Source organism: Comamonas piscis (genome assembly GCF_014109725.1).
GTDB lineage: Bacteria > Pseudomonadota > Gammaproteobacteria > Burkholderiales > Burkholderiaceae_C > Comamonas > Comamonas piscis.
Map to the genome: position 1 here is coordinate 4,050,847 of NZ_CP058554.1, position 19,005 is coordinate 4,069,851.

At 62.0% G+C, this 19,005-nt stretch carries 16 protein-coding genes; 7 read left to right on the top strand and 9 right to left on the bottom strand.

All coding sequences use genetic code 11. The features are described from left to right. Positions 1-28: 28 nt before the first annotated feature. Positions 29-763 (bottom strand): SDR family oxidoreductase, encoded by a 735-nt coding sequence (locus tag HS961_RS18230; protein ID WP_182324417.1) that lies wholly within the window; start codon positions 761-763, stop codon positions 29-31. Positions 764-867: 104 nt separating this feature from the next. Between HS961_RS18230 and HS961_RS18235 the strand changes: the two genes are divergently transcribed. The 5 genes from HS961_RS18235 (at position 868) to HS961_RS18255 (ending at position 5,600) form a co-directional block, all read left to right on the top strand. Then, complete coding sequence (locus HS961_RS18235) at positions 868-1,791, top strand: LysR family transcriptional regulator (protein WP_182324419.1); 924 nt, start codon at positions 868-870, stop codon at positions 1,789-1,791. Positions 1,792-2,279: 488 nt separating this feature from the next. After that, complete coding sequence (locus HS961_RS18240; RefSeq protein ID WP_182324421.1) at positions 2,280-3,041, top strand: helix-turn-helix domain-containing protein; 762 nt, start codon at positions 2,280-2,282, stop codon at positions 3,039-3,041. A gap of 123 nt (positions 3,042-3,164) precedes the next feature. After that, positions 3,165-4,166, top strand: a complete 1,002-nt coding sequence (locus HS961_RS18245) for a tripartite tricarboxylate transporter substrate binding protein (protein ID WP_327012004.1) — start codon at positions 3,165-3,167, stop codon at positions 4,164-4,166. Next, on the top strand, positions 4,159-5,079 hold the full coding sequence (locus HS961_RS18250) for a PhzF family phenazine biosynthesis protein (RefSeq protein ID WP_182324425.1): 921 nt from the start codon (positions 4,159-4,161) through the stop codon (positions 5,077-5,079). The genes HS961_RS18245 and HS961_RS18250 overlap by 8 nt, the downstream gene beginning before the upstream one ends. 173 nt (positions 5,080-5,252) lie before the next feature. Then, complete coding sequence (locus HS961_RS18255) at positions 5,253-5,600, top strand: RidA family protein (protein ID WP_412101663.1); 348 nt, start codon at positions 5,253-5,255, stop codon at positions 5,598-5,600. Between the two features lie 341 nt (positions 5,601-5,941). Here the strand turns inward: HS961_RS18255 and HS961_RS18260 are convergent, their stop codons facing one another. The 4 genes from HS961_RS18260 to HS961_RS18275 are packed head-to-tail and all read right to left on the bottom strand — an operon-like array spanning position 5,942 to position 11,187. Continuing rightward, on the bottom strand, positions 5,942-6,922 hold the full coding sequence (locus HS961_RS18260) for a tripartite tricarboxylate transporter substrate binding protein BugD (protein ID WP_182324429.1): 981 nt from the start codon (positions 6,920-6,922) through the stop codon (positions 5,942-5,944). 25 nt (positions 6,923-6,947) lie between these two features. Next, the gene (locus HS961_RS18265; protein ID WP_182324431.1) at positions 6,948-8,348 is read right to left on the bottom strand and encodes a class II fumarate hydratase; all 1,401 of its coding nucleotides are present in this window, start codon (positions 8,346-8,348) and stop codon (positions 6,948-6,950) included. Between the two features lie 51 nt (positions 8,349-8,399). After that, entirely contained in the window at positions 8,400-9,788 is a 1,389-nt protein-coding gene (locus tag HS961_RS18270) for a cation:dicarboxylate symporter family transporter (protein WP_182324433.1), read from the bottom strand. 22 nt (positions 9,789-9,810) lie between these two features. After that, positions 9,811-11,187 (bottom strand): class-II fumarase/aspartase family protein, encoded by a 1,377-nt coding sequence (locus HS961_RS18275; RefSeq protein WP_182324435.1) that lies wholly within the window; start codon positions 11,185-11,187, stop codon positions 9,811-9,813. A gap of 117 nt (positions 11,188-11,304) precedes the next feature. Here HS961_RS18275 and HS961_RS18280 point away from each other — a divergent pair, with 117 nt between their 5' ends. Beyond that, positions 11,305-12,051 (top strand): GntR family transcriptional regulator, encoded by a 747-nt coding sequence (locus tag HS961_RS18280; RefSeq protein ID WP_182324437.1) that lies wholly within the window; start codon positions 11,305-11,307, stop codon positions 12,049-12,051. A 46-nt stretch (positions 12,052-12,097) separates the two neighbouring features. Here HS961_RS18280 and HS961_RS18285 read toward each other — a convergent pair whose 3' ends face one another. Both HS961_RS18285 and HS961_RS18290 read right to left on the bottom strand, forming a co-directional pair. Next, positions 12,098-12,502 (bottom strand): DUF4440 domain-containing protein, encoded by a 405-nt coding sequence (locus tag HS961_RS18285; protein WP_182324439.1) that lies wholly within the window; start codon positions 12,500-12,502, stop codon positions 12,098-12,100. Then, complete coding sequence (locus tag HS961_RS18290) at positions 12,495-13,850, bottom strand: MFS transporter (RefSeq protein WP_182324440.1); 1,356 nt, start codon at positions 13,848-13,850, stop codon at positions 12,495-12,497. Before HS961_RS18290 ends, HS961_RS18285 begins: the two co-directional genes overlap by 8 nt. An 89-nt stretch (positions 13,851-13,939) precedes the next feature. Between HS961_RS18290 and HS961_RS18295 the strand changes: the two genes are divergently transcribed. Further along, the gene (locus HS961_RS18295; RefSeq protein ID WP_182324441.1) at positions 13,940-14,866 is read left to right on the top strand and encodes a LysR family transcriptional regulator; all 927 of its coding nucleotides are present in this window, start codon (positions 13,940-13,942) and stop codon (positions 14,864-14,866) included. A gap of 76 nt (positions 14,867-14,942) precedes the next feature. Here the strand turns inward: HS961_RS18295 and HS961_RS18300 are convergent, their stop codons facing one another. Together HS961_RS18300 and HS961_RS18305 are read right to left on the bottom strand one after the other, a co-directional pair. Beyond that, positions 14,943-16,211 carry an Ig-like domain-containing protein gene (locus HS961_RS18300; protein WP_182324442.1) on the bottom strand — a complete coding sequence of 423 codons (1,269 nt, stop codon included), beginning with the start codon at positions 16,209-16,211 and terminating at the stop codon, positions 14,943-14,945. Positions 16,212-16,549: 338 nt separating this feature from the next. Next, positions 16,550-18,970 (bottom strand): TonB-dependent siderophore receptor, encoded by a 2,421-nt coding sequence (locus HS961_RS18305; RefSeq protein WP_182324443.1) that lies wholly within the window; start codon positions 18,968-18,970, stop codon positions 16,550-16,552. Positions 18,971-19,005 lie beyond the last annotated feature (35 nt).

The window sequence follows — 19,005 nt, forward strand, 5'->3', positions numbered from 1 at the left end:
CCGGCTCTAGCAGCAGTTCGGGTTCATATCAATGCGGGCTCGCCGTAGGCCGCATGATGATCTCGCTGGTGTCCACATCCGCCGGCTGTGAGATTGCAAAATGGATGGCCCGCGCGATCGCCGATGCGCTGATGGCCACCTTGCGAAACGCCTTCATCTCTTCGCGGCCAGCGGCATCCGTGATGGTCTCCGCCAACTCCGACTCCGTCACCCCGGGGCTGATCGTGGTCACGCGGATGTCGCTGCTTTCCTGCCGCAGGCCTTCCGAGATGGCCCATACGGCGTACTTGGTGGCGCAGTAAACGGCTGCAGTCGGAGACACCGCATGCGCACCGATGGAGGCGATGTTCACGACATGCCCAAAGCCCTGCTGGCGCATGCTGGGCAACACCGCCGCAATGCCGTGCAGGACACCGCGTATGTTCACATCGATCATCCAGTCCCACTCCTCCACCCGCAATGCGGCAAGCGGTGACAGCGGCATCACGCCAGCGTTGTTGATGATGGCGTCGATGCGCCCATGGCGCGCCAGCGCATGGTCGGCAAAGGCCTGCAGCTGCGCACGCTGGGTCACATCCAGCGCCAGCGCTTCGGCCATACTGCCTGCGTTCTGGATATCGGCCACGATCTGGCCCAGTTTGTCGACCCGGCGGGCGCCCAGCACGACGGTGGCGCCGTGCGCGGCCAGCAGCTTGGCGGTGGCCTCACCGATACCGCTGCTGGCACCGGTGATCAAAATGACTTTGTCGAGCAAGTTTTTCATGGATAACTTTCTGCACATGGCGTTGGAAAGTTCAAACTGTAGGCAGCTTGGCCTGATAAGAGAAGTGCACCAATGCTGCACAATTTGGTTAGACTTTCTAACCAATGAAAGACGAACTCCAGCTGCTCCACTGCTTTTTGGCGGTGGCCAAAGCGCAAAACTTCCGTGCTGCCGCCGACCAGCTGGGCGTGACACGCTCTGCCGTCAGCCAAGCCATGCGCAAGCTGGAAGACCAACTGGGCATCGCCCTGGTCCACCGCACCACCCGCCATGTGCGCCTGACCGAGGCCGGCCAAACGCTGCACCAGCAAATCAGCGGCCCCTTGGCTGCCGTGCAGTTAGCGCTTGAAGAAGTATCCGAAGAAGGCCCGGTGCGCGGGCTGTTGCGCGTGGCGGTCACTTCCATCGCCGAGCGCTTTCTGTCCGGCCCCTTGATCAGCGCCTTTGCCGCCGCGCACCCGCATATCACCTTGGATGTCACCGTCACCGATGACGAATCCGACATCATTGCCGGTGGCTTCGATGCCGGCCTGCGTCTCGGTGAAGTCATCGAGCAGGACATGATCGCCATCCCGCTGACGGGACCGCAACGGCAGGTGGTCGTCGCCACCCCCTCCTACCTGTCCGCGCAGGGAACGCCCCAGCACCCCAATGATCTGCTGGGCCACCGCTGCATCGGCTGGCGTGCGGGGTTGGAACTGGCCCCTTACCGCTGGGAATTCCAAGAAAACGGCCGAGACTTCAGCCTTGCGGTTGCTCCCCGTGTCACCACCAACGACATGCTGCTGATGGTGCGCACCGCACTGGCCGACGGCGGCATCACCATCGGCATGGAGGAGACCTTTGCGCCCTACCTGGAGCGCGGGGAGCTGGTCTCGGTGCTGGACAGCTATCTGCCCTACTTCCCTGGTTTTTACCTCTACTACCCCAACCGCAGAAACCAGCCGCGTAAGCTGCGGGCCTTGGTGGAGCATGTCAAAGGCTGGGAGCAGGTGGCCGGATCTTTGCCAGGGTCCACGGCAATTTGAGCGAAAAAGCGAGCCGGCGGCTTTTGGAGACAAGCAATACACCGATGAAATCGCCAAACCGCAGGCGTTTGATCTGGCCCTGGTGCATTACCGCCCAGACGCATGGGGAACCCATGTGATGGTCGGTGTGGAGAGCCATCTGTTCCTGCACCTTTCGATCCGCATTGCCAGTGCGCTCAATCAACGACCACGCAAAACTCTGGGATATCGAACCCCTGCTGAAATGTTCGATGCGTGTGTTGCGTCGACCGGTTGAATCCACAGCCGAATGCGGTCTCCGGTTAAAAGTGTCTAAGTTCTTTACCCACTTTGGGCTGAGCAAATTCGCAAAAATGCTTCGGTCCCACAGGGTTTTCATGATGCACAACTATGGCCGTCCTTCGTAACCTGAGATACGACAGAATCGTTCCGCTGTGGATCACTGACTTCCTCAGATCGTGATCGGCACAGAAATCGCATACGAATTCTGTGTTTTCCAGAGGTGCACCATGCAGCGACCCGTTCCCCTTTCGTCAAAACTGGCTGCCACGGCCGAATATGGCTTCGCTTTGAGGCAGAGCCGCCAGCCCAAATACAGTTTTGACTGGCACATTCACGACTGCGCAATGTTGCTCTGGCCCCAAATCGGTGCATTGGAAAGCTGTTGGGTATCCGCACCTGGTGCAGATACGGAATCTCTTCAGCTCGTCCGTCACACTGCACTGCTCTTGCCTGCATCAGCCGCTCACAGCACTCGCTCAAGGGCAATGCGGCAGCGCCATGGCGAGCTGTACCTCCGTCCAGAGCTGCTTGGGCAAGGAGTGACCTTCGGGATTCTCCAGCTTGATGGTGCCGCATTTGCCATGCTGGAAGCGCTTTCATCACCGACGTTGACACCAAGAGCAGGGGAGCCGCTCATCGACGCAGTAATGAAGCAGTTGAGGACGCTACGGCCTGCACAGAAAACTCTTCCTCGAGAACAGAAGCTCTCGCAGAGGATGATTGGCTTGTACTACAGCGCACTTGATGCGGAGACAGCCATGCCGACAGTCGAAACTGTGGCGCTAAAGCTAGGTGTTTCCGCGCGACAGTTGGAGCGGGCCTGCGCCGTCGAGCTGGGCGTCAGTCCAGTGATGGTGCGGCGGCGCTTGGTCGCGGCGAGAGCGCGAGAGCTACTTGCGCAAGGAATTCCCACCTCACTGGTAAGCCAACAACTCTGCTTCTCACACAGCGGGCATCTGACGCGGCTGCTGCGAGAAGTTCCCGCCTAAACCTAACAGGCAAGCTCGGCTCAAAAAGGGGTGTCGCAAAACGGTTGGGAGATGTCGTGTTCCGGTTAGTACCTCGATGGCTTGGTTCATATGATGAGCCATCCCTACCCATCGGAGTTCCCAGTGAACGATCTTTCAAACGCCCTCTCGCGCAGAAGGTCCCTAAAAGTGGCCATCGCAGCAAGCGGTGTCCTCTTCGGTGTCCTAGTCCCTGGCCTTGCGGCGGCCCAAACATGGCCCACCCGTTCTCTCACCATCGTGGTGCCATTTCCAGCCGGCGGCGGAACTGACATGGTCATACGCGGCATCCAGCCACAGTTGCAGAAGGAACTGGGCCAGCCAGTCGTGATTGACAACCGTGCAGGTGCCGGCGGCACCATAGGCTCGGCATATGTAGCCAAAGCAACGCCAGACGGATACACAGCCGGTCTTGTTACTACCAGCACCCATGCGGTTAGCGTTAGCGTCTATCCAAACCTGCCTTACAACCCGCAGCGCGATTTCGTCTATGCAGGCTTTATTGGCACATCGCCCTATGTGCTGGCAACCAATGCGTCAGTGAAGAGCTCCGACGTGAAATCTCTGGTGGCAAACCTCCAGAAAAATCCTCAGCGGTACAGTTTTGCCTCCGTTGGTGCAGGAACGGTTTCGCATCTCCTGGGTGAGCAGTTCAAGGCCTATGCCGGGGTGCCGCTCGTGCATGTCCCTTACCGAGGTGCAGCGCCTGCCTACACCGACCTCTTGGGTGACCAGGTCCAACTGATGTTCGACAATCCCACGGGCCTTGCTCCCTATATCAAGAGTGGCAAACTGACCGCTGTAGCCACCACCGCCCATAACGCACTGCTGACTGGCATTCCCACCTTCCAAGAGCAGGGTATCCCAAACTTCACGCAGTCACTTTGGTACGGCGTTGCCTTTCCAAAAGGAACACCTTCACCCATTGTTGAACGCTTCAACCAAGCCCTTAACAAGATTCTGACGGACCGCGCGGTTGCTGCAGATTTTGCATCCAAGGGTATTAATGTTCGTCCGAGCACTCCCGCCGAGCTTCAGGCCACAGTAGTAGCCGATATTCCCTATTGGGGGCGGATTGCACAAGCAGTTGGAGCCAAAATTGACTGAGCGCACGTCGACTTTTCCTGAGCCACCTCTGCCAGCATTGGGCGTGCTGAACACAGTCAACGTCTTCGTCGGTGGTCCGGGCGGTGGCAATCCTGTTCCCTTTGTGGCCGACGCATCCGCAATGACCTCCGACGAGATGCTCGCCATCGCAAAATCAACGGGTCATGAGTCCGCCTTCGTACTGGCCCCTGTTGCAAGTGGTGCAAGTTGGCGAATGCGTTTTTTTGTGCCAAAGCACGAAATGGAGATGTGTGGCCATGCAACCGTAGGCACCCTATGGGCGTTGAGGCAATGGGGCCTGTGGGATGGAGCCACTATCTGCGTTGAAACGCTCAGCGGCCTGGTTGACGCGATCTGGGATGCCGGCGTGTCTCGCGTCTGGATTTCTCAGCCTGCGGTGCAGCGAGAAACCTTGACAGAAGAACAACGCAGAGGCATTGCCGAGGTGTTGGGTTTGCCGCCAGGACTCGTCCCGGTAATGACTAATGCCTCAACTAGCCGTATTAAGACTCTTATTGAGATGCCGGATGTCGCCTCTCTAAACGCGATCAGTCCAGACTTTACGGCCATGGAAGCTCTTTGTGCATCCATAGGCTCGACAGGGCTCTATCCCTTCGCCATGGCTGGGCACGACGATGAGGGACAACCGATCGTGGCTGCGCGCCAGTTTCCCAAATCCTCCGGATATCCAGAAGATGCAGCAACAGGAATCGCGGCTGCCGCTCTGTGGGGCCACTTGGCTGCAACTGGCGCAGTGTCCGTTGGGACTTCCAGCTCTCCCGTTATGTGCACGATCCGTCAAGGGGAAGCAATGGGGCGACCCTCTGCCATAGAGGTGCGTGCTCGGTTTAGTGGAGCGACCAGCACGGCGGGTTGCTGGCTCAGTGGTCTCGTGACTTGGGATTCGCTCTGATGAACGCTAACTCACCTGAGGAGAGGCTTGCACAAGCAGGCCTTGCTCTGCCGCCGCCGCCTCAACCACGCGGCAACTACGCTCCCTTTCATTTGCATCCCTTACGGGGTGGCGACTACCAACTCACATTCAGTGGGCAGACATGTCGCGTCAACGGTGTCGCCATTGCTGGAATGTGTACGCCAGCTGAGTCGATTGAGCCCGCTCGCGAAGCAGCTAAGACGGCCATGCTCAATCTCTTGGCCGCTGTTTCAGTAGCTTGCGATGGTGCGTTGCCTGCAAGGCTTGTTGTCACGCGCCTTCGAGGCTTCATACGCTCATCGGTCGAATTCACAGCCCACACGCGTGTCCTTGACGCCGCATCTGAAATGTTGACCATTGCATGGCCCGAAGTCGCTCGCCCGGCTAGAACTGCGGTGGGCGTGTCAAGTCTTCCGGACGGCGCATTCATCGAGATTGAAATGGATGCCATCCTTCCTTTTGACGATCAATCGGAATGTAGGTCGACGGCGCCTGGCTGAAGCTCATCGCCCCGCCCTTGTGCCAAAAGCGAGGGCTGAGCGATAGCTTCACCGCGCAAGCATTCTCTGAAATTTTTCGGCCCATACGCTTATGTGTACAACACGGGCTCTGGGTGAAACCGCCAAAGTGCCCTTCGCCGTGGCCCGACGCCGCCCCTCAAAGACCGAGTTCCGACAGTCCCGGATGGTCGTCGGGACGGAGTCAAAGTGGCCAGTGGAATTGGCATATGGCCGCCTGGCCCAGCAAAAAGCTGCATGGGCCAGGTCAGGCTGAACACAACCCTATTCAGAGCCGTTAGCACTCAAAAGTCGGCATACGCCAATGAAGCGCCCTCCTCCACTCAATCCAGCGCAATCTGCGTCTTGGCCGCCACATCCTTCCAGCGTGCCACTTCCGCCTCGGTATGCCGGCCCAGCGCCTGGCCGCTGTACTGCTCGGGCGGCAGCAGCTGGATGGCCTGGCTGACGAGCTTGTCGGTGTATTCCTTGTCGCCCATGACTTTCAGGTAGGCCGTCTGAAACTTGTCCAGCGCTTCTGGTGGCGTGCCTTTGGGCGCGTAGATGCCGTACCAGGTGCTGGCCTCAAAGCCTGGCAAGGCGGTCTCGTCCAAGGTCGGCACATCCTTGAGCTGCGGCAAGCGCTGCCTGGAGGTGACGGCCAGGGGGCGCAGTTTGGCGTCCTTGAGCTGTGGCAGGGCCGTGTTGGTCTGGTCGAACATGCCATCGACCTGGCCGCCGATGACATCGAGCAATGCCGGGCCCGCGCCCTTGTAGGGCACCAGGGTGACCTTGATACCGGCCGAGGTCGCAAACAAGGCAGCGATCAGGTGGGAGCTGGAGCCAATGCCTGCGTTGCTGATGTAGAGCTTGTACGGGTGGGCCTTACCCCATTCGACCAGGGCCTTGATGTCCTTGGCCGGGTGTTCCTTGCGTACCATCAGCACCAAGGGCGTATCCGGAAAACGGAACACCGGCGCGAAATCCTTCACCGGGTCGTAGCTGAGCTTTTTGTACAGCGCGGGCGCCGCGCCCATATAGCCCATGTGGCCGACCAGCATGGTGTAACCATCGGGCTTGGCGCGCGCGGCCTTGGCCGATCCCACCGTACCACCCGCGCCCGGTGCGTTGTCGATGATGATGGGCTGGCCCACCTCCCGCGCCACCCGCTCGGCCACGCTGCGGGCCAGCGCATCGGTGGGGCCACCGGCGGCAAACGGCACGATCCAGGTGATGGGTTTGGACGGGTAGCCCTGCGCCCCGGCCCCGGCCGCAGCGCTGATGAGGGCAAGCGCCGCCATACCGTTCTTGATCAACGATGTCATTTTTGTCTCCTTGTCGTTAGAAAAATCAGGGCGCTGGATGGGGCCGCGCCAAGGCCTTGGCATCCACATGCCGGTCGTAGTCTTCGCCGCTGAGCAGGCCCAGCGCCAGGGCCACCTCACGCGGGGGCCGGCCGGTGGCCAGGCTCTCGCGCACAATGCGTGCGACCTGGTCGTAACCCAGCACGGGGTTGAGGGCGGTCACCACCAGCAACGAGCTGCCCACATTCGCCGCCAGCCGCTCTTCGTTCAAACCCAGGCCATCGACCAGGCGGGTCGCAAAGACGCGCGCCGCATCGCTCAGCACCCGGATCGACTGCAGCAGGTTATGGATGAGCACGGGCTTGGCCACGTTCAGCTCAAACAGCCCGGAGGCATTGGCCATGGTGATGGTGCTGTGGTTGCCCATCACCTGCAGGCAGGCCTGCACCAACGCTTCGGCAATGGTGGGGTTGCGCTTGCCGGGCATGATCGATGAGGTCAAGCCATCGTCGGGAATGTGCAGCTCGCCCAGGCCGCAGCGCGGGCCCGATCCCAGCAGGCGCAGGTCGTTGGCGATCTTGACCAGCGAGCTGGCCAGGGTGTTGAGCGCGCCCGAGGCCTCCACCAGCGCGTCGTGCACGGCCATGCCTTCAAACTTGCTGGGGTTGGGCACAAAGGCCAGCCCGGTCAGGCTCTGCAGTTCCTCGCAAAAGGCGGCATCAAAACCCGGCGGCGCATTGAGGCCGGTGCCCGCTGCCGTGCCGCCCTGGGGCAGCACCAGCAGGCGCGGCAATGTCGCCCGCACCCGCTCCATGCCCCGCGCCAGCTGCCGGGCATAGGCGTCAAAGGCCTGGTCCACCATCATCGGCACGGCATCCATCAGATGGGTGCGCGCGATCTTGACCACGCCCGCAAAGGCCTGCGCCCTGCCGGCCAGGCTGGCCTGCAGCACCGCCAGCGCTGGCAGCAGGCGCTGCTCCAGATCCCGCACCGTGGCGATGTGCATCACCGTCGGAAAGCTGTCATTCGATGACTGCGAGGCATTGACATGGTCGTTCGGGTGTACCGGCGCCTTGCTGCCGCGCGGCTCGCCCAGCAGCTCGTTGGCGCGGTTGGCGATGACCTCGTTGGCATTCATATTGGTCTGGGTGCCCGAGCCCGTCTGCCAGACCGTCAGCGGAAAATCCGCATCATGCGCACCGTCGCGCAGCAGCGCTGCCGCCTGCACGATGGCGTCGGCAAGCCGCGCATCCAGCGCGCCGCAGCGCTGGTTGGCTTTGGCGGCGGCCATCTTCTGCAGGCCAAACGCCTGGATCAGGCAGCTGGGAAAGCGCTCGGTGCCGATGGCAAAAACGCCCAGCGCGCGCTGCGTCTGGGCCCCCCAGTAACGCGCGGCGGGCACCTCCACCGGCCCAAAGGCGTCATGCTCGATACGGCTGTCGTTCATGCTGTGTCTCCAGTGGGCATGCCAGCGGTGCATGCCTGGGGTTCAGTGGGCTCAGCCTGCGCTGGGGCTGCGTTGCAGGGCGGGGCTGGCAGCGCTGTCGTGGGCGTCGGCTGCCAGCAGGTTGCCGTCATCCATCGCCTCGTCGGCCGCCTGGGTTTGCGGGAAGCGTTCGGGGTACAGATGGCGCTCGGCAGCCTGCGCATCGAAGGTGCCCGACCACTTGGCCACCACCACCGTCGCCACGCTGTTGCCCAGGGTGTTGCAGGTGGCAATCGCCATCGACAGGAAGCGGTACACGCCAAAGATCACGGCCAGGCCTTCCACAGGCAGGATGCCGGTGGAGGTGACGGTGGCCGCAAACACCACGAACGAGCCGCCCGACACGGTGGCCGCGCCCTTCGAGGTGAGCAGCATCAGCAGCAGGATGCCGATCTGGTGGTCCAGGCTCAAGGGCACGCCGTAGGCATGCGAGATAAACATCACGCCCATGGCCATGAACAGCGAGGTGCCGTCCAGGTTGAAGGCATAACCGGTGGGCAGCACCAGGCCCACGGTCTGCTTGGCGCAGCCCAGGCGCTCCAGCTTGATCAGCAGGCGCGGCAGTGCGCTCTCGGACGAGGCCGTGCCCAGCACGATCAGGATCTCATCCTTGATGTAGCGTACAAAGCGCCAGAGGCTAAAGCCGGCAATGCGCGCCACCAGCCCCATCACCACGGCGATGAACAGCGCCACCAGCACATAAAAGCCCAGCACAAACTGCGCCAGTGCAATCAGCACCGCCGTGCCATTGCTGCCGACCGAGTAGGCCACCGCCCCAAAAGTGCCGATGGGCGCGAGCTTCATCACCAGGTTGATGAAGGCGAACAGCACTTCGGAGATGCCATCGAGCGCGGCATTGATGGGCTTGCGGCGCGCATCGGGGATGGCCAGGATGCCAATGCCCACCATGACGGCCAGCACCACCACCTGCAGCAGCTCGCCCTTGGCAAAGGCGCCCACAAAGTTGTCCGGCACGATGTGCGCCATGAACTCCAGAAAGCCCTGGGGCGCCGCCGCCTTGGCCACCGGCGCAGCCGTGCTGGCCGTCACATGGGCCATGCCCTTGCCGATCTCGATCAGATTGCCCGCCAGCAGGCCCACCACCAGCGCGATGGTGGACACGATCTCAAAATAGACAATCGCGCGCCAGCCCACGCGGCCCGCGCTTTTGACATCGCCGGCCGAGGCAATGCCGTGCACGATGGTCAAAAACACCAGCGGCGCCACGCCGGCCTTGATCAGCGACAGAAACATGTCGCCCAGCAGCTTGAGCTTGGAGGCAAAGGCCGGGAACACAAAGCCCACGGCAATGCCCAGCAAGAGGGATACCAGCACCTGCATGCCGAGCTTGCGGTACCAGGGCAGTTTGCGCACAGGCGCCAGAGATTGGGAATTTGTCATTGTTGTCTCCTCCACCTCAGGTTCAGGCCTGCACCTGCGCCGACAGTTCCAGCGCGCGGTCCACCATCTGTGGCGCCAGGCCCAGGTAGTTGGTCGGATCGGTCAGGCGGTCGATGGTGGCGCGGTCAAAGTGCTGGGTCACCTCGGGCAGCGCGGCCAGTGCCTCGGCCAGGGTGCCGCCCTTGTCGTTGACGGTGCGGCATGCGTCGTACACCACATCGTGCGCCTGCTGGCGGCCAATGTACGGTGCCATGCCCATCATCACGGCCTCGGCCACGATCAGGCCTCGGCTGATGCCCAGGTTGTGCTTCATGCGGTCCTCATCGACGATCAGGCCGCCCAGCGCAAACTTGGCTTGGTGCAGCGCACCGGAGCTGAGGATGAAGCTCTCGGGGATGGCAATCCATTCCGCATGCCAGGGGCCGGTGGCGCGTTCAAAGTCTTGCACCATCGCATCCACCATCAGGCCGGCATGCTGGCGCACGGCCTTGGAGGCGGCCAGCATCAGCTCGCTGGAGATGGGGTTGCGCTTTTGCGGCATGGTGCTGCTGGCGCCACGGCCCTTGACGAAGGGCTCATACACCTCGGCGAACTCGGTGGAGGCCATGATCATGATGTCCAGCGCAATCTTGCCCAGCGAGCCGGTGATGAGCGCCAGCAGGTTGATGGTCTCGGCAAAGCCATCGCGGGCCACATGCCAGGTAGTGGCCGGCACGCCCAGGCCCAGCTCCTCAGCCAGTGCCTTCTGGATCGCAAAGCCCTGCTCGCCCACCGAGGCCAAGGTGCCGGCAGCGCCCGCGAACTCAACCACCGCCACACGCGGGCGGAGCTCGGCCAGGCGCTGCTGGTGGCGGTCAAACATGGCCAGCCAGATGGCGACCTTGTAGCCGAAGGTCACCGGTAGCGCCTGCTGCAGGTGGGTGCGGCCCGCCATCGGCGTGTCGCGGTGCTTCTTGGCCAGGGTGGCAAGGATGGCGCGCAGCTCGCGCACATCGGCATCGATGCTGTCGATTGCATCGCGCACCTGCAGTGCCACGGCGCTGTCCATGATGTCCTGCGTGGTGGCGCCCCAGTGCACATAGCGGCCGGCTTCGCCGCACATCGCCACCAGCTGGTGCACCAGCGGCAGGATGGGGTAGCCCACAATGTCGGTCTCATGGCGCATGTGGTCAAAGTCGATGCGCGAGAGCTGCGATTCGCGCGCGATCACCTCGGCGGCATCGGCAGGGATCACGCCCACCCGCGCCTCGGCCTTGGCCAGGGCCACCTCCACATCGATATAGCGCTGGATCAGGGCCTGGTCCGAGAAGATGTCGCGCATCTTCTGGGTGCCAAAGGCGTCACGGAACAGGATGGAGTCGACGACCGTGCTAGAGAGAGGAAGGGAGGTGGCGCTCATGGTACGTGCTGTAGTGCGTTAGAGTAGATGACATGCTATGTCCGGACCAATTATGTCCGGACATATAAACTATAAATATGTTCGGACATATCCATTACAGGGTATACCCTTGACTCCATGAATGACGCCACTGCCCGCAAACTGAACTTCAGCGATATCGCCAACCACCTGACCGATGCCATCACCTCGGGGCATTTCGCGGTGGGGGCGCTGCTGCCCACCGAGCTGGAGCTGTGCGAGCACTACAGCACTAGCCGCCACACCGTGCGGGCGGCGCTGGCAGCGCTGCAGGAGCGCGGTCTGGTATCGCGTAAGAAGAACGTGGGCACACGCGTGGAGGCCTCCAAGCCCAAGAGCCCGTTCCGCCCTACCCTGGCCTCGGTGGATGATCTGGTGCAGTTCGGCGCCGAGCATTTGCGCCAGGTGCAGCGCATTGAAGAAACCGTGGCCAGCGCCAGCCTGGCGCAGGAGCTGGAATGCCCGCCCGGCGCGCGCTGGCTGTGCATCGCCAGCCTGCGTCTGGAAGGCGACCGCCAGGCCCCGCCCATTGGCTGGACCGATGTCTATGTGGATCCGCAGTATCAGGACATTGGCGAGCTGGTGCGTGCCACCCCCGGCGTGCTGATCAGCAGCCTGATCGAGGAGCGCTATGGCCGGCAGATTGCAGAAATCCGCCAGGACATCCAGGCCGTGCAGATCGACGATGCCGCGCTCGCCAAGGTGCTGGAAGTACCGCTGGGCGCCCCGGCGCTGAAGATTGTGCGGCGCTACCTGGATTTGGACGGCGAGCTGTTCGAGGCCAGTGTCACCACCCACCCGGCCGAGCGCTTTCGGGTGTCGATGCGGCTGCAGCGGATGAAGTAGGCAGCGGCGTGCGCCAGGGCGGCACTCCGCTGCCGCACGCCTGGCATCAGCGGCTCAGGGCCGTCTCATGCAGGTAGTGCCAACGCACGGCCCCATCGGCGCAATCCACAATCGCCGTGGCCCAGCGCGCCGTGGCGCTGCCGTTCAGATGGTGCGTCTCCTGGTAACGCAGCGCCACGCTGCTGGCGGCCTGCCAGACAGTGGTCACCTCGCTGATCTCAATCCGCAGCCCGGGCCTGCCGCCAGCGGCCTGCTGGAGCATAGCGGCCACCTGCGGCAGCCGAACCACGGCACCCGCGGTGGTCACCATGCTGAAGCCTTCCGCAAACACGGGCATTAGCTGGCCAATAGCATCTCGCGCCATGCCCGGCTCGCCGGCAAAAATGGTTTGGATCAGTGCGTGCACGTCGTGAACGCTGCGCTCGGCAGCCTGGGTGTAGGTCTTATTCATGGTGGGTATTTTCTGCAGGCAAGCTGCGCAGTTGAAGAAGGGGAAGCAGGCCCAGCAAGGCGGCGATGGCAAATGTGAGGTGGTAGGCCTGGGGTGCCGGCCAGCGCTGGGCGAGGCCATTGAAGACCATCAGCAGCAGCGCCGCGCCCACGCTGAAGGCCATTTGGCGGTTGATGTTCCACAGCACACTGGCCTTGTGGGTTTGGGCGCCGTCAAAATCCATCAGCGCCGTGGTCTGCGCTCTGTTGGCACCCAGCCCGCCGCCCATGCCCATCAGCGCATAGGCCAGGATGAGGACCGGCAGATCCTGGGTGGAATCCACCGCCGCCAGCGCTGCAATGCCCAGGCTGTGCAGCAGCATCGCCAGCAGAAACAAGCGCCCGGCCCCCACCCGGTTGTACAGGCGCCCGCACAGCAGCATGGCCGCCAGGGCCCCTGCGGCATACACCACCATGAAGCGCCCGGTTTGCGCGGCACCCATCTGGAGCAGGTCTTGCAGATAAAAGATATTGAGCAGGTTCACCCCGGTAAAAATGCCGGGGATGGCGTAGTACACCCAGATCGACAGCGCGAGCCGGGGGCTTTGGAGCAAACGCAAATCCACGATGGCATCGGCCACCTGGCGGAAATGCCTGGCATAGAGGCCGGAAAACCCCAGCGCAGCGCCCAAGCAAGCCAGTGCCACCATGCCTGCTTGGCCAGCCCCATAGAGCGACATGCCCAGCAAGGCACTGGCCAGCGCGGCGCTGATCAGCAGCAGGCCCAGCAGGTCGGGCCTTGTCTGCGTTGGCGAAGGCTCCTCGCGCAACCACAGCCATGACAAGGCAGCCGCCGCCAGCGCCAGCGGAATATTGGCGTGGAACACCCAGCGCCAGGAGGCCTGGTCCACGATCCAGCCGCCCAGGCTGGGAGACAGCGCGGGCGCCAGCAGGGCCACCGCCATCACCAGGGTCGAGATACGGGCGCGCTCGCTGCCTTGGAAGCGGTTGAAGGTCATCGCCTGGCCCACGGGGATCAGCAGGCCGCCCGCCATGCCCTGCACAAAGCGCCAACCCACCATCTGGCCAAAGCTGCTAGCCTCGCCGCAGGCCCACACGGCCCCCGCAAACACCAGCATCGATGCGGCCAGCAAACGCCGTGCGCCCCAGCGGCTTGCCAGCCAGGGGCTGAGCGGAATGACCAGGGTCAGCCCCAGGATGTAGGCATTCGCGACCCAGGCGCTGGCCGCGCTGCCGATCTGGAATGCGGCGGCCATGCGCGGCAAGGCCACGGCAGGCATGAAGATGTTGATGCAGTCAATGAAAAATCCCAGCAAGAATACGGAGGCAATGCGGTAGCGGTACGTCATCTTGGATCCCTTTGGCCCAGGATGGTAGGCAGCGCTGCACGGCCCGTCGATACCGCTATGCTTGAATCTTTGTTTGGCCAGATTGAACAATGAACCGCATCGCCCTCTCCACCCAGCTCCACCGCGTGCAGACCTTTCTGGCCGTTGTCGAGCTGGGCTCCTACACCAAGGCGGCCGATTACTTGTCCATCAGCAAGGCCATGGCCAGCCTGCATGTCAAAGCCCTGGAAGAGGCCCTGGCCGTCACGCTGCTGCTGCGCAGCACCCGCAGCATTGCGCTGACCGAAGCGGGCCAGGACTTCTACGATGAGTTCAAGGAGCTGGTTGGCCAGCTGGAAAACAAGTTTGAAATGGCCATGCAGGGGCGCAAGCGCATCGCCGGCACCCTGCGCCTGAGCACCACGGGCGAATATGGCGAACGCTTCATCCTGCCGCTGGTGGCCAGGTTTGTGCAGCAGTACCCTGCCATCTCCATCCGCTACGACACCAACTCCTCGCTCAGCGACCTGATTGCCGAAAAGCTGGACCTGGTGGTGCGCCTGGGCAGCCTGGCCGATTCCGACTTCAAGAGCCGCAAGCTGGACGACTATGACATCCTGTTGGTTGCCTCGCCCGCCTTGCTCAAAAAGCATCCAGTGCGGCAGCCTGCGGATCTGGCCCAACTCCCCTGGATTGCCAACAGCAACCTCCAAAGCCCCACGCAATGGACCCTGCGCGGCCCCCAGAACAAGAGCACTGAGGTCAAGGGCAGCGCCGCCCACCATGCCAACACCTCCGCCGCCATCCGCCTGATGGCGCTGTCGTCGATGGGTGTTGCCGTGCTACCCGCCTGGCTGATCGAGCAGGACCTGCACAGCGGCGCCCTGCAACAGCTGCTGCCAGGCTACAGCCTGCCACGCCAGTCGATCAGCGCAGTCTTCCCCAACAGCAGCCACCTGCCGCACAAGACCCGCGCCTTTATCGACTTTCTCAGCAAGAACCTGGGGCCCTCTGCCAAACGCCCTGCGCTGGTCTGAACGCGGTCCCGGACGATCCGCGTCCTTCCCGCTTCGCTCATCCGCATGAAAAAGCCCTCCGAAGAGGGCTGTGCAATCAGGCCAGGTTGCGCTTTCTGCTCAGGAACCCGGCCACACCCATGGTCAGCATCGACAGCAGGCCGATACCCCAGCCAGCCAGGCCTGGGACAGCGGTGGCTGTGCCGGGGTTGGGCGGCGTGACCTTGGCAGGAATGTGCAAGGTCACGGTGACTGGATCGGCCGTGCAGGCGGGCGTGGGCGTCGACGTGTCGCAGACCCGGTACTGGAAAGTCACATCGCCGGAATACACACCGTCAGGGGTATAGAGAATCAGCTCGGGATGGCTGGGGTCGGGGATGCTCAGCGCACCGTACTGCGGAGCGCTCAGCAACTGGACCGATGCCTTGTTGATGGTCGTGCCGCCGCCGTCCACATAGTCATTGGTGGTGACATCGGGAATGGCAAAGGCATCCGAAATATTGGGCAGCGTGTGCTCATCATCAACGCCCTTGACGACTTCGGTCGCGGGCACTTGAGAGGCGGTTACCAGGATATTGTCGAACCCGGCATACGAGTTGTCCGAATCCAGTGCCCAGACGACACCCAGACGCTGGGTAGCGCTGCTAAAACCCATTTCGGCCATGTCCAGCGCGTAGTGCATGGCATGCCAGTCATACGACAGGCCATCGGCCGAGATGCTGGAAAACGAAAACACCTCTGTACGTACAGGGGTGGCGGGCACCCCATTGATATTCACGATGGCATCTGATGCCGCGTTGTTCACCAAGCCCAGCGTTTCGCCAGCTTCAAGCCGGAAAAAGCGGAATTTGACGCTGTAATCTTTGTTCGGGCGATTGACCCACAGCTTGTTGTAGAAGTCCGTCGGGCTCGCCGGATCTGCACCCGCCAATTGCACGGCAAGCCCAGACCAATCCATGGACAGATCCATGAACTGCTGACCTTGCGTGGGGAAAACCAGGCCAATCGTTTCGATATAGCGGTAATCACCAGATTGGCGAACCATGCCACCGGTGAACTTGTTGGCAGGCCGCAGGTCATCGGCATAACCCGTGCCCTGCCAAGCGGGTGAATGCGTTGCGTTGTCCGTGGCGTTATTGATGGACTTGGTGCACAGGCGATCAGCGGTATTGATCTGGCTGTAGATGAAGCCATTGGCCACATCGTCATAGTTTTGGGAGAAGGTGCCGTAGCTGCCACTCGAAGGGGTTCCACCGCCATCCCGGCAAATTTCTGCGGCCAGTTGCGCAGCATTGGGCGTTTCAAAATCGTTCTGATACACCGTAATCAGCCCCTGGGCAAACAGGCTGGAAGTGGCAAGCAACATGGCCGAGGAAACAACGATGTTCCTGGCACTCCGCTGACAAGTCATATAACGTCCTTGGCAATGATGTTAGACACGATCAATACATTCGATCGAGCTAATAAAGCAAAAGTCGAAGTCTATTTAGCAAAGCGCGACGAAACGCATGATGAAGGTCAAAGAAGGTGAATCAATGACGGTTAGCTACGGTTTGTCGCGCGAAGTGCACATGTGACATAGTGTAAATGTATTTATTTGTTTCTACCCCCGCTTGGCGGTGTGCCGGACCAATGAATACACACCAAAAAAAATGCACCACCGGCCCTTCAAGGCCCGTGGTGCATGACTGGAAAAAACAGCGCTTAGAACTTGTAGTTCAAGCTCACATTCACCGTCCGTGGCTCACCCCAGGTGTAGGTGCTGTACCAGTTGAAGATGGTGTAGTACTTCTTGTCAAACAGGTTCTTCACGCTGAGCGAGGCGGAGAGCTGTTTGTTGAAGTCGTAGCGGGCCATGGCGTCCCAGACCCAGTAGTTGGGCACGGTATGCACGGCATTGCCACCGGTGGGCACACTGATGGTGCCCCAGGTCTTGTCCTGCCAGCGGGCGCCGCCGCCGACGGTCAAACCGCTGAGGCTGCCGGCCATTTTGTAGCTGGTGTACAGGTTGAACTGGTTGGAGGGCGTGAGGGTGGAGACGCGCTCGCCGTCCTTGCGGGCAATGCTGTGTGAGTAGCCGGCCTGGATCTGCCAGGCAGGGGTGATCTGGCCGGAGACCTCGGCTTCCCAGCCTCGGGTTTTCACGCCTTGGATGGCGCGGTAGGCGGGGTTGCCGCTGGGGGTGATGCCGCCGCTTTCCACGGCAAAGTTGTCCTGCAGGGTTTGGAAGACGGCGGCGCTGGCGTTGAGGCGGCCGCCCAGGAACGATGCCTTGGCGCCCAGTTCATAGTTTTTGCCTTCCAGCGGATCCAGGGTGCGGCCTTGCTCGGTCTGGTAGGACTGCGGTTTGAAGATGCCGCTGTAGCTGGCGTAGACCGAGTAGTTCTGGTTCAGGTCATAGACGGCACCCAGGTACGGGGTGAAGGCATTCTTTTCATCTTGCTCCTGCACCCGGTTTTTGTAGTTGGAGAAGCGCCCGCCGGTGATCAGCTTCAGGTCGTCGCGCAGGTTCCAGCGGGCCGTCGTGTAGATGCCGCTCTCATGCGTGGTTTCGTCGTCCGTGTAGTCGGGCTTGCTATTCCAGATGGGGGCGGGCACATTGCCGTTCCACTGGTAGTAGTTGCTGACCGAGCCATCAAAGCCGCTGTTGTCGTTGTAGTAGCCGTCGTTCTTCCAACGGCTTTTGGCCATGCTGCCGCCGACCACCAGCTCGTGCTGGCGGCCCAGCAGCGAGAAGGGGCCGCTGGCGTACAGGTCTGCCGCATCGCTGGTGGTGCGGCCAATGTACTGGCCGCGCCACATGCTCACGCCGCTGCCAGTCACTGGATCGGGGTTGCCACCCGCTGCTGCGCCCAGGTTGGCGTTGTAGCCGTTGATCTGGTGGTTGAGCTGCAGCTTGGTCACCCAGCCGCTGGCAAAGTTGTGCTCCAGGGTGGCAAAGGTGGTGCGCGTGTACTGGTCCCAATGGCTCCAGTCGGCACCGTTGTTGAACGAGCGCGGCATGGCGTTGAAGTTACCCTTGGCATCGAGCAAGGGGATACCGCCCCAGGTCGATGCGGTGGGCTTGTTGTCCTGGCGGTCGGCACCCACCGTCAGCAGGGTTTGGGGTGTCAGGTCCATCTCGACAATGCCGTACAGCACGCCCGTCTTGCGCTCGTAGCGGTCCAGCTGCGAATGCTTGTCCTGGTAGGTCGCCACACCGCGCGCGCGGATGCTGCCGCTCTCATTGAGCGCACCGCTGACGTCCAGCTCACCCCGGTAGTTCTGGTAGCTGCCCGCGCTGATCGTGGCATGGCCGCTGAACTCCTTGGTCGGCTTTTTGCGCACCAGGTTGATGGTGGCGCCCGGGTCACCGCTGCCGGTGAGCAGGCCGGTGGCGCCCTTGAGCACTTCCACCCGGTCGTAGATCGACATATCGGTCAGCGTATTGCCAGCAGAGTAGGCCGAGTTGCGCGACATCGGGATGCCATCGTACTGGAAGTTCTGGATCGCAAAGCCGCGCGCATAGTACTCCGTGCGCTCGCTGTCATAGGTCACGATGCTCACGCCCGGCGTGTGGTTGATGACATCGTCGATGGAATGGAGCTGAAAATCGTCCATCACTTGGCGGGTGACAACGCTGACGGACTGCGGCGTCTCGCGCGGCGTCAGCACCAGGCGGGTTGCCGTTGCAATCGCCCCCGGGGTGTACGAGCCCGAGCCTTCGGTGATCTCGCCGAGCTGATTGGTACGCACCGTCACCTCGGACAGCGTGACTTCGGCACCGGTTGCGGATGCTGCCGATGGTGTAGCGGCTGGCGCTGGGGCGGCTGCCTGTACCGTCAACACGCCGCCCTCCACCCGCCCTTGCAAGCCTGAGCCCTGCAGCAATGCCGTCAACGCCTGCGACACATCCTGCGCGCCGTGTAGCGCCGGCGCCTGGCGGCTCTGCGCGGCTTCGGGCGCTGCGCTAAAGCTGAGGTTCGCTTGGCGGGCAAATTGCGTCAGCGCGCTGGCCATCGGTTGCGCAGGAATATCAAAGCTGGCGGTTTGCGCCATCGATGCCTGCAGATGCAAGGCCAGACCCAGGCAGACAGCCGCATGCGCCAGCACGGTACGGCGGGGCTTAAAGGTGAAGGAAGACATGAAAGGTGTTCTCGTCCGATAAATAGCAATGACAG

Coding starts and splice junctions, on each gene's coding strand:
- HS961_RS18230 (WP_182324417.1), bottom strand. CDS start 763: ATGAAAAACTTGCTCGACAAAGTCATTTTGATCACCGGTGCCAGCAGC.
- HS961_RS18235 (WP_182324419.1), top strand. CDS start 868: ATGAAAGACGAACTCCAGCTGCTCCACTGCTTTTTGGCGGTGGCCAAA.
- HS961_RS18240 (WP_182324421.1), top strand. CDS start 2,280: ATGCAGCGACCCGTTCCCCTTTCGTCAAAACTGGCTGCCACGGCCGAA.
- HS961_RS18255 (WP_412101663.1), top strand. CDS start 5,253: ATGTGTACGCCAGCTGAGTCGATTGAGCCCGCTCGCGAAGCAGCTAAG.
- HS961_RS18260 (WP_182324429.1), bottom strand. CDS start 6,922: ATGACATCGTTGATCAAGAACGGTATGGCGGCGCTTGCCCTCATCAGC.
- HS961_RS18265 (WP_182324431.1), bottom strand. CDS start 8,348: ATGAACGACAGCCGTATCGAGCATGACGCCTTTGGGCCGGTGGAGGTG.
- HS961_RS18270 (WP_182324433.1), bottom strand. CDS start 9,788: ATGACAAATTCCCAATCTCTGGCGCCTGTGCGCAAACTGCCCTGGTAC.
- HS961_RS18275 (WP_182324435.1), bottom strand. CDS start 11,187: ATGAGCGCCACCTCCCTTCCTCTCTCTAGCACGGTCGTCGACTCCATC.
- HS961_RS18280 (WP_182324437.1), top strand. CDS start 11,305: ATGAATGACGCCACTGCCCGCAAACTGAACTTCAGCGATATCGCCAAC.
- HS961_RS18285 (WP_182324439.1), bottom strand. CDS start 12,502: ATGAATAAGACCTACACCCAGGCTGCCGAGCGCAGCGTTCACGACGTG.
- HS961_RS18290 (WP_182324440.1), bottom strand. CDS start 13,850: ATGACGTACCGCTACCGCATTGCCTCCGTATTCTTGCTGGGATTTTTC.
- HS961_RS18295 (WP_182324441.1), top strand. CDS start 13,940: ATGAACCGCATCGCCCTCTCCACCCAGCTCCACCGCGTGCAGACCTTT.
- HS961_RS18300 (WP_182324442.1), bottom strand. CDS start 16,211: ATGTTGCTTGCCACTTCCAGCCTGTTTGCCCAGGGGCTGATTACGGTG.
- HS961_RS18305 (WP_182324443.1), bottom strand. CDS start 18,970: ATGTCTTCCTTCACCTTTAAGCCCCGCCGTACCGTGCTGGCGCATGCG.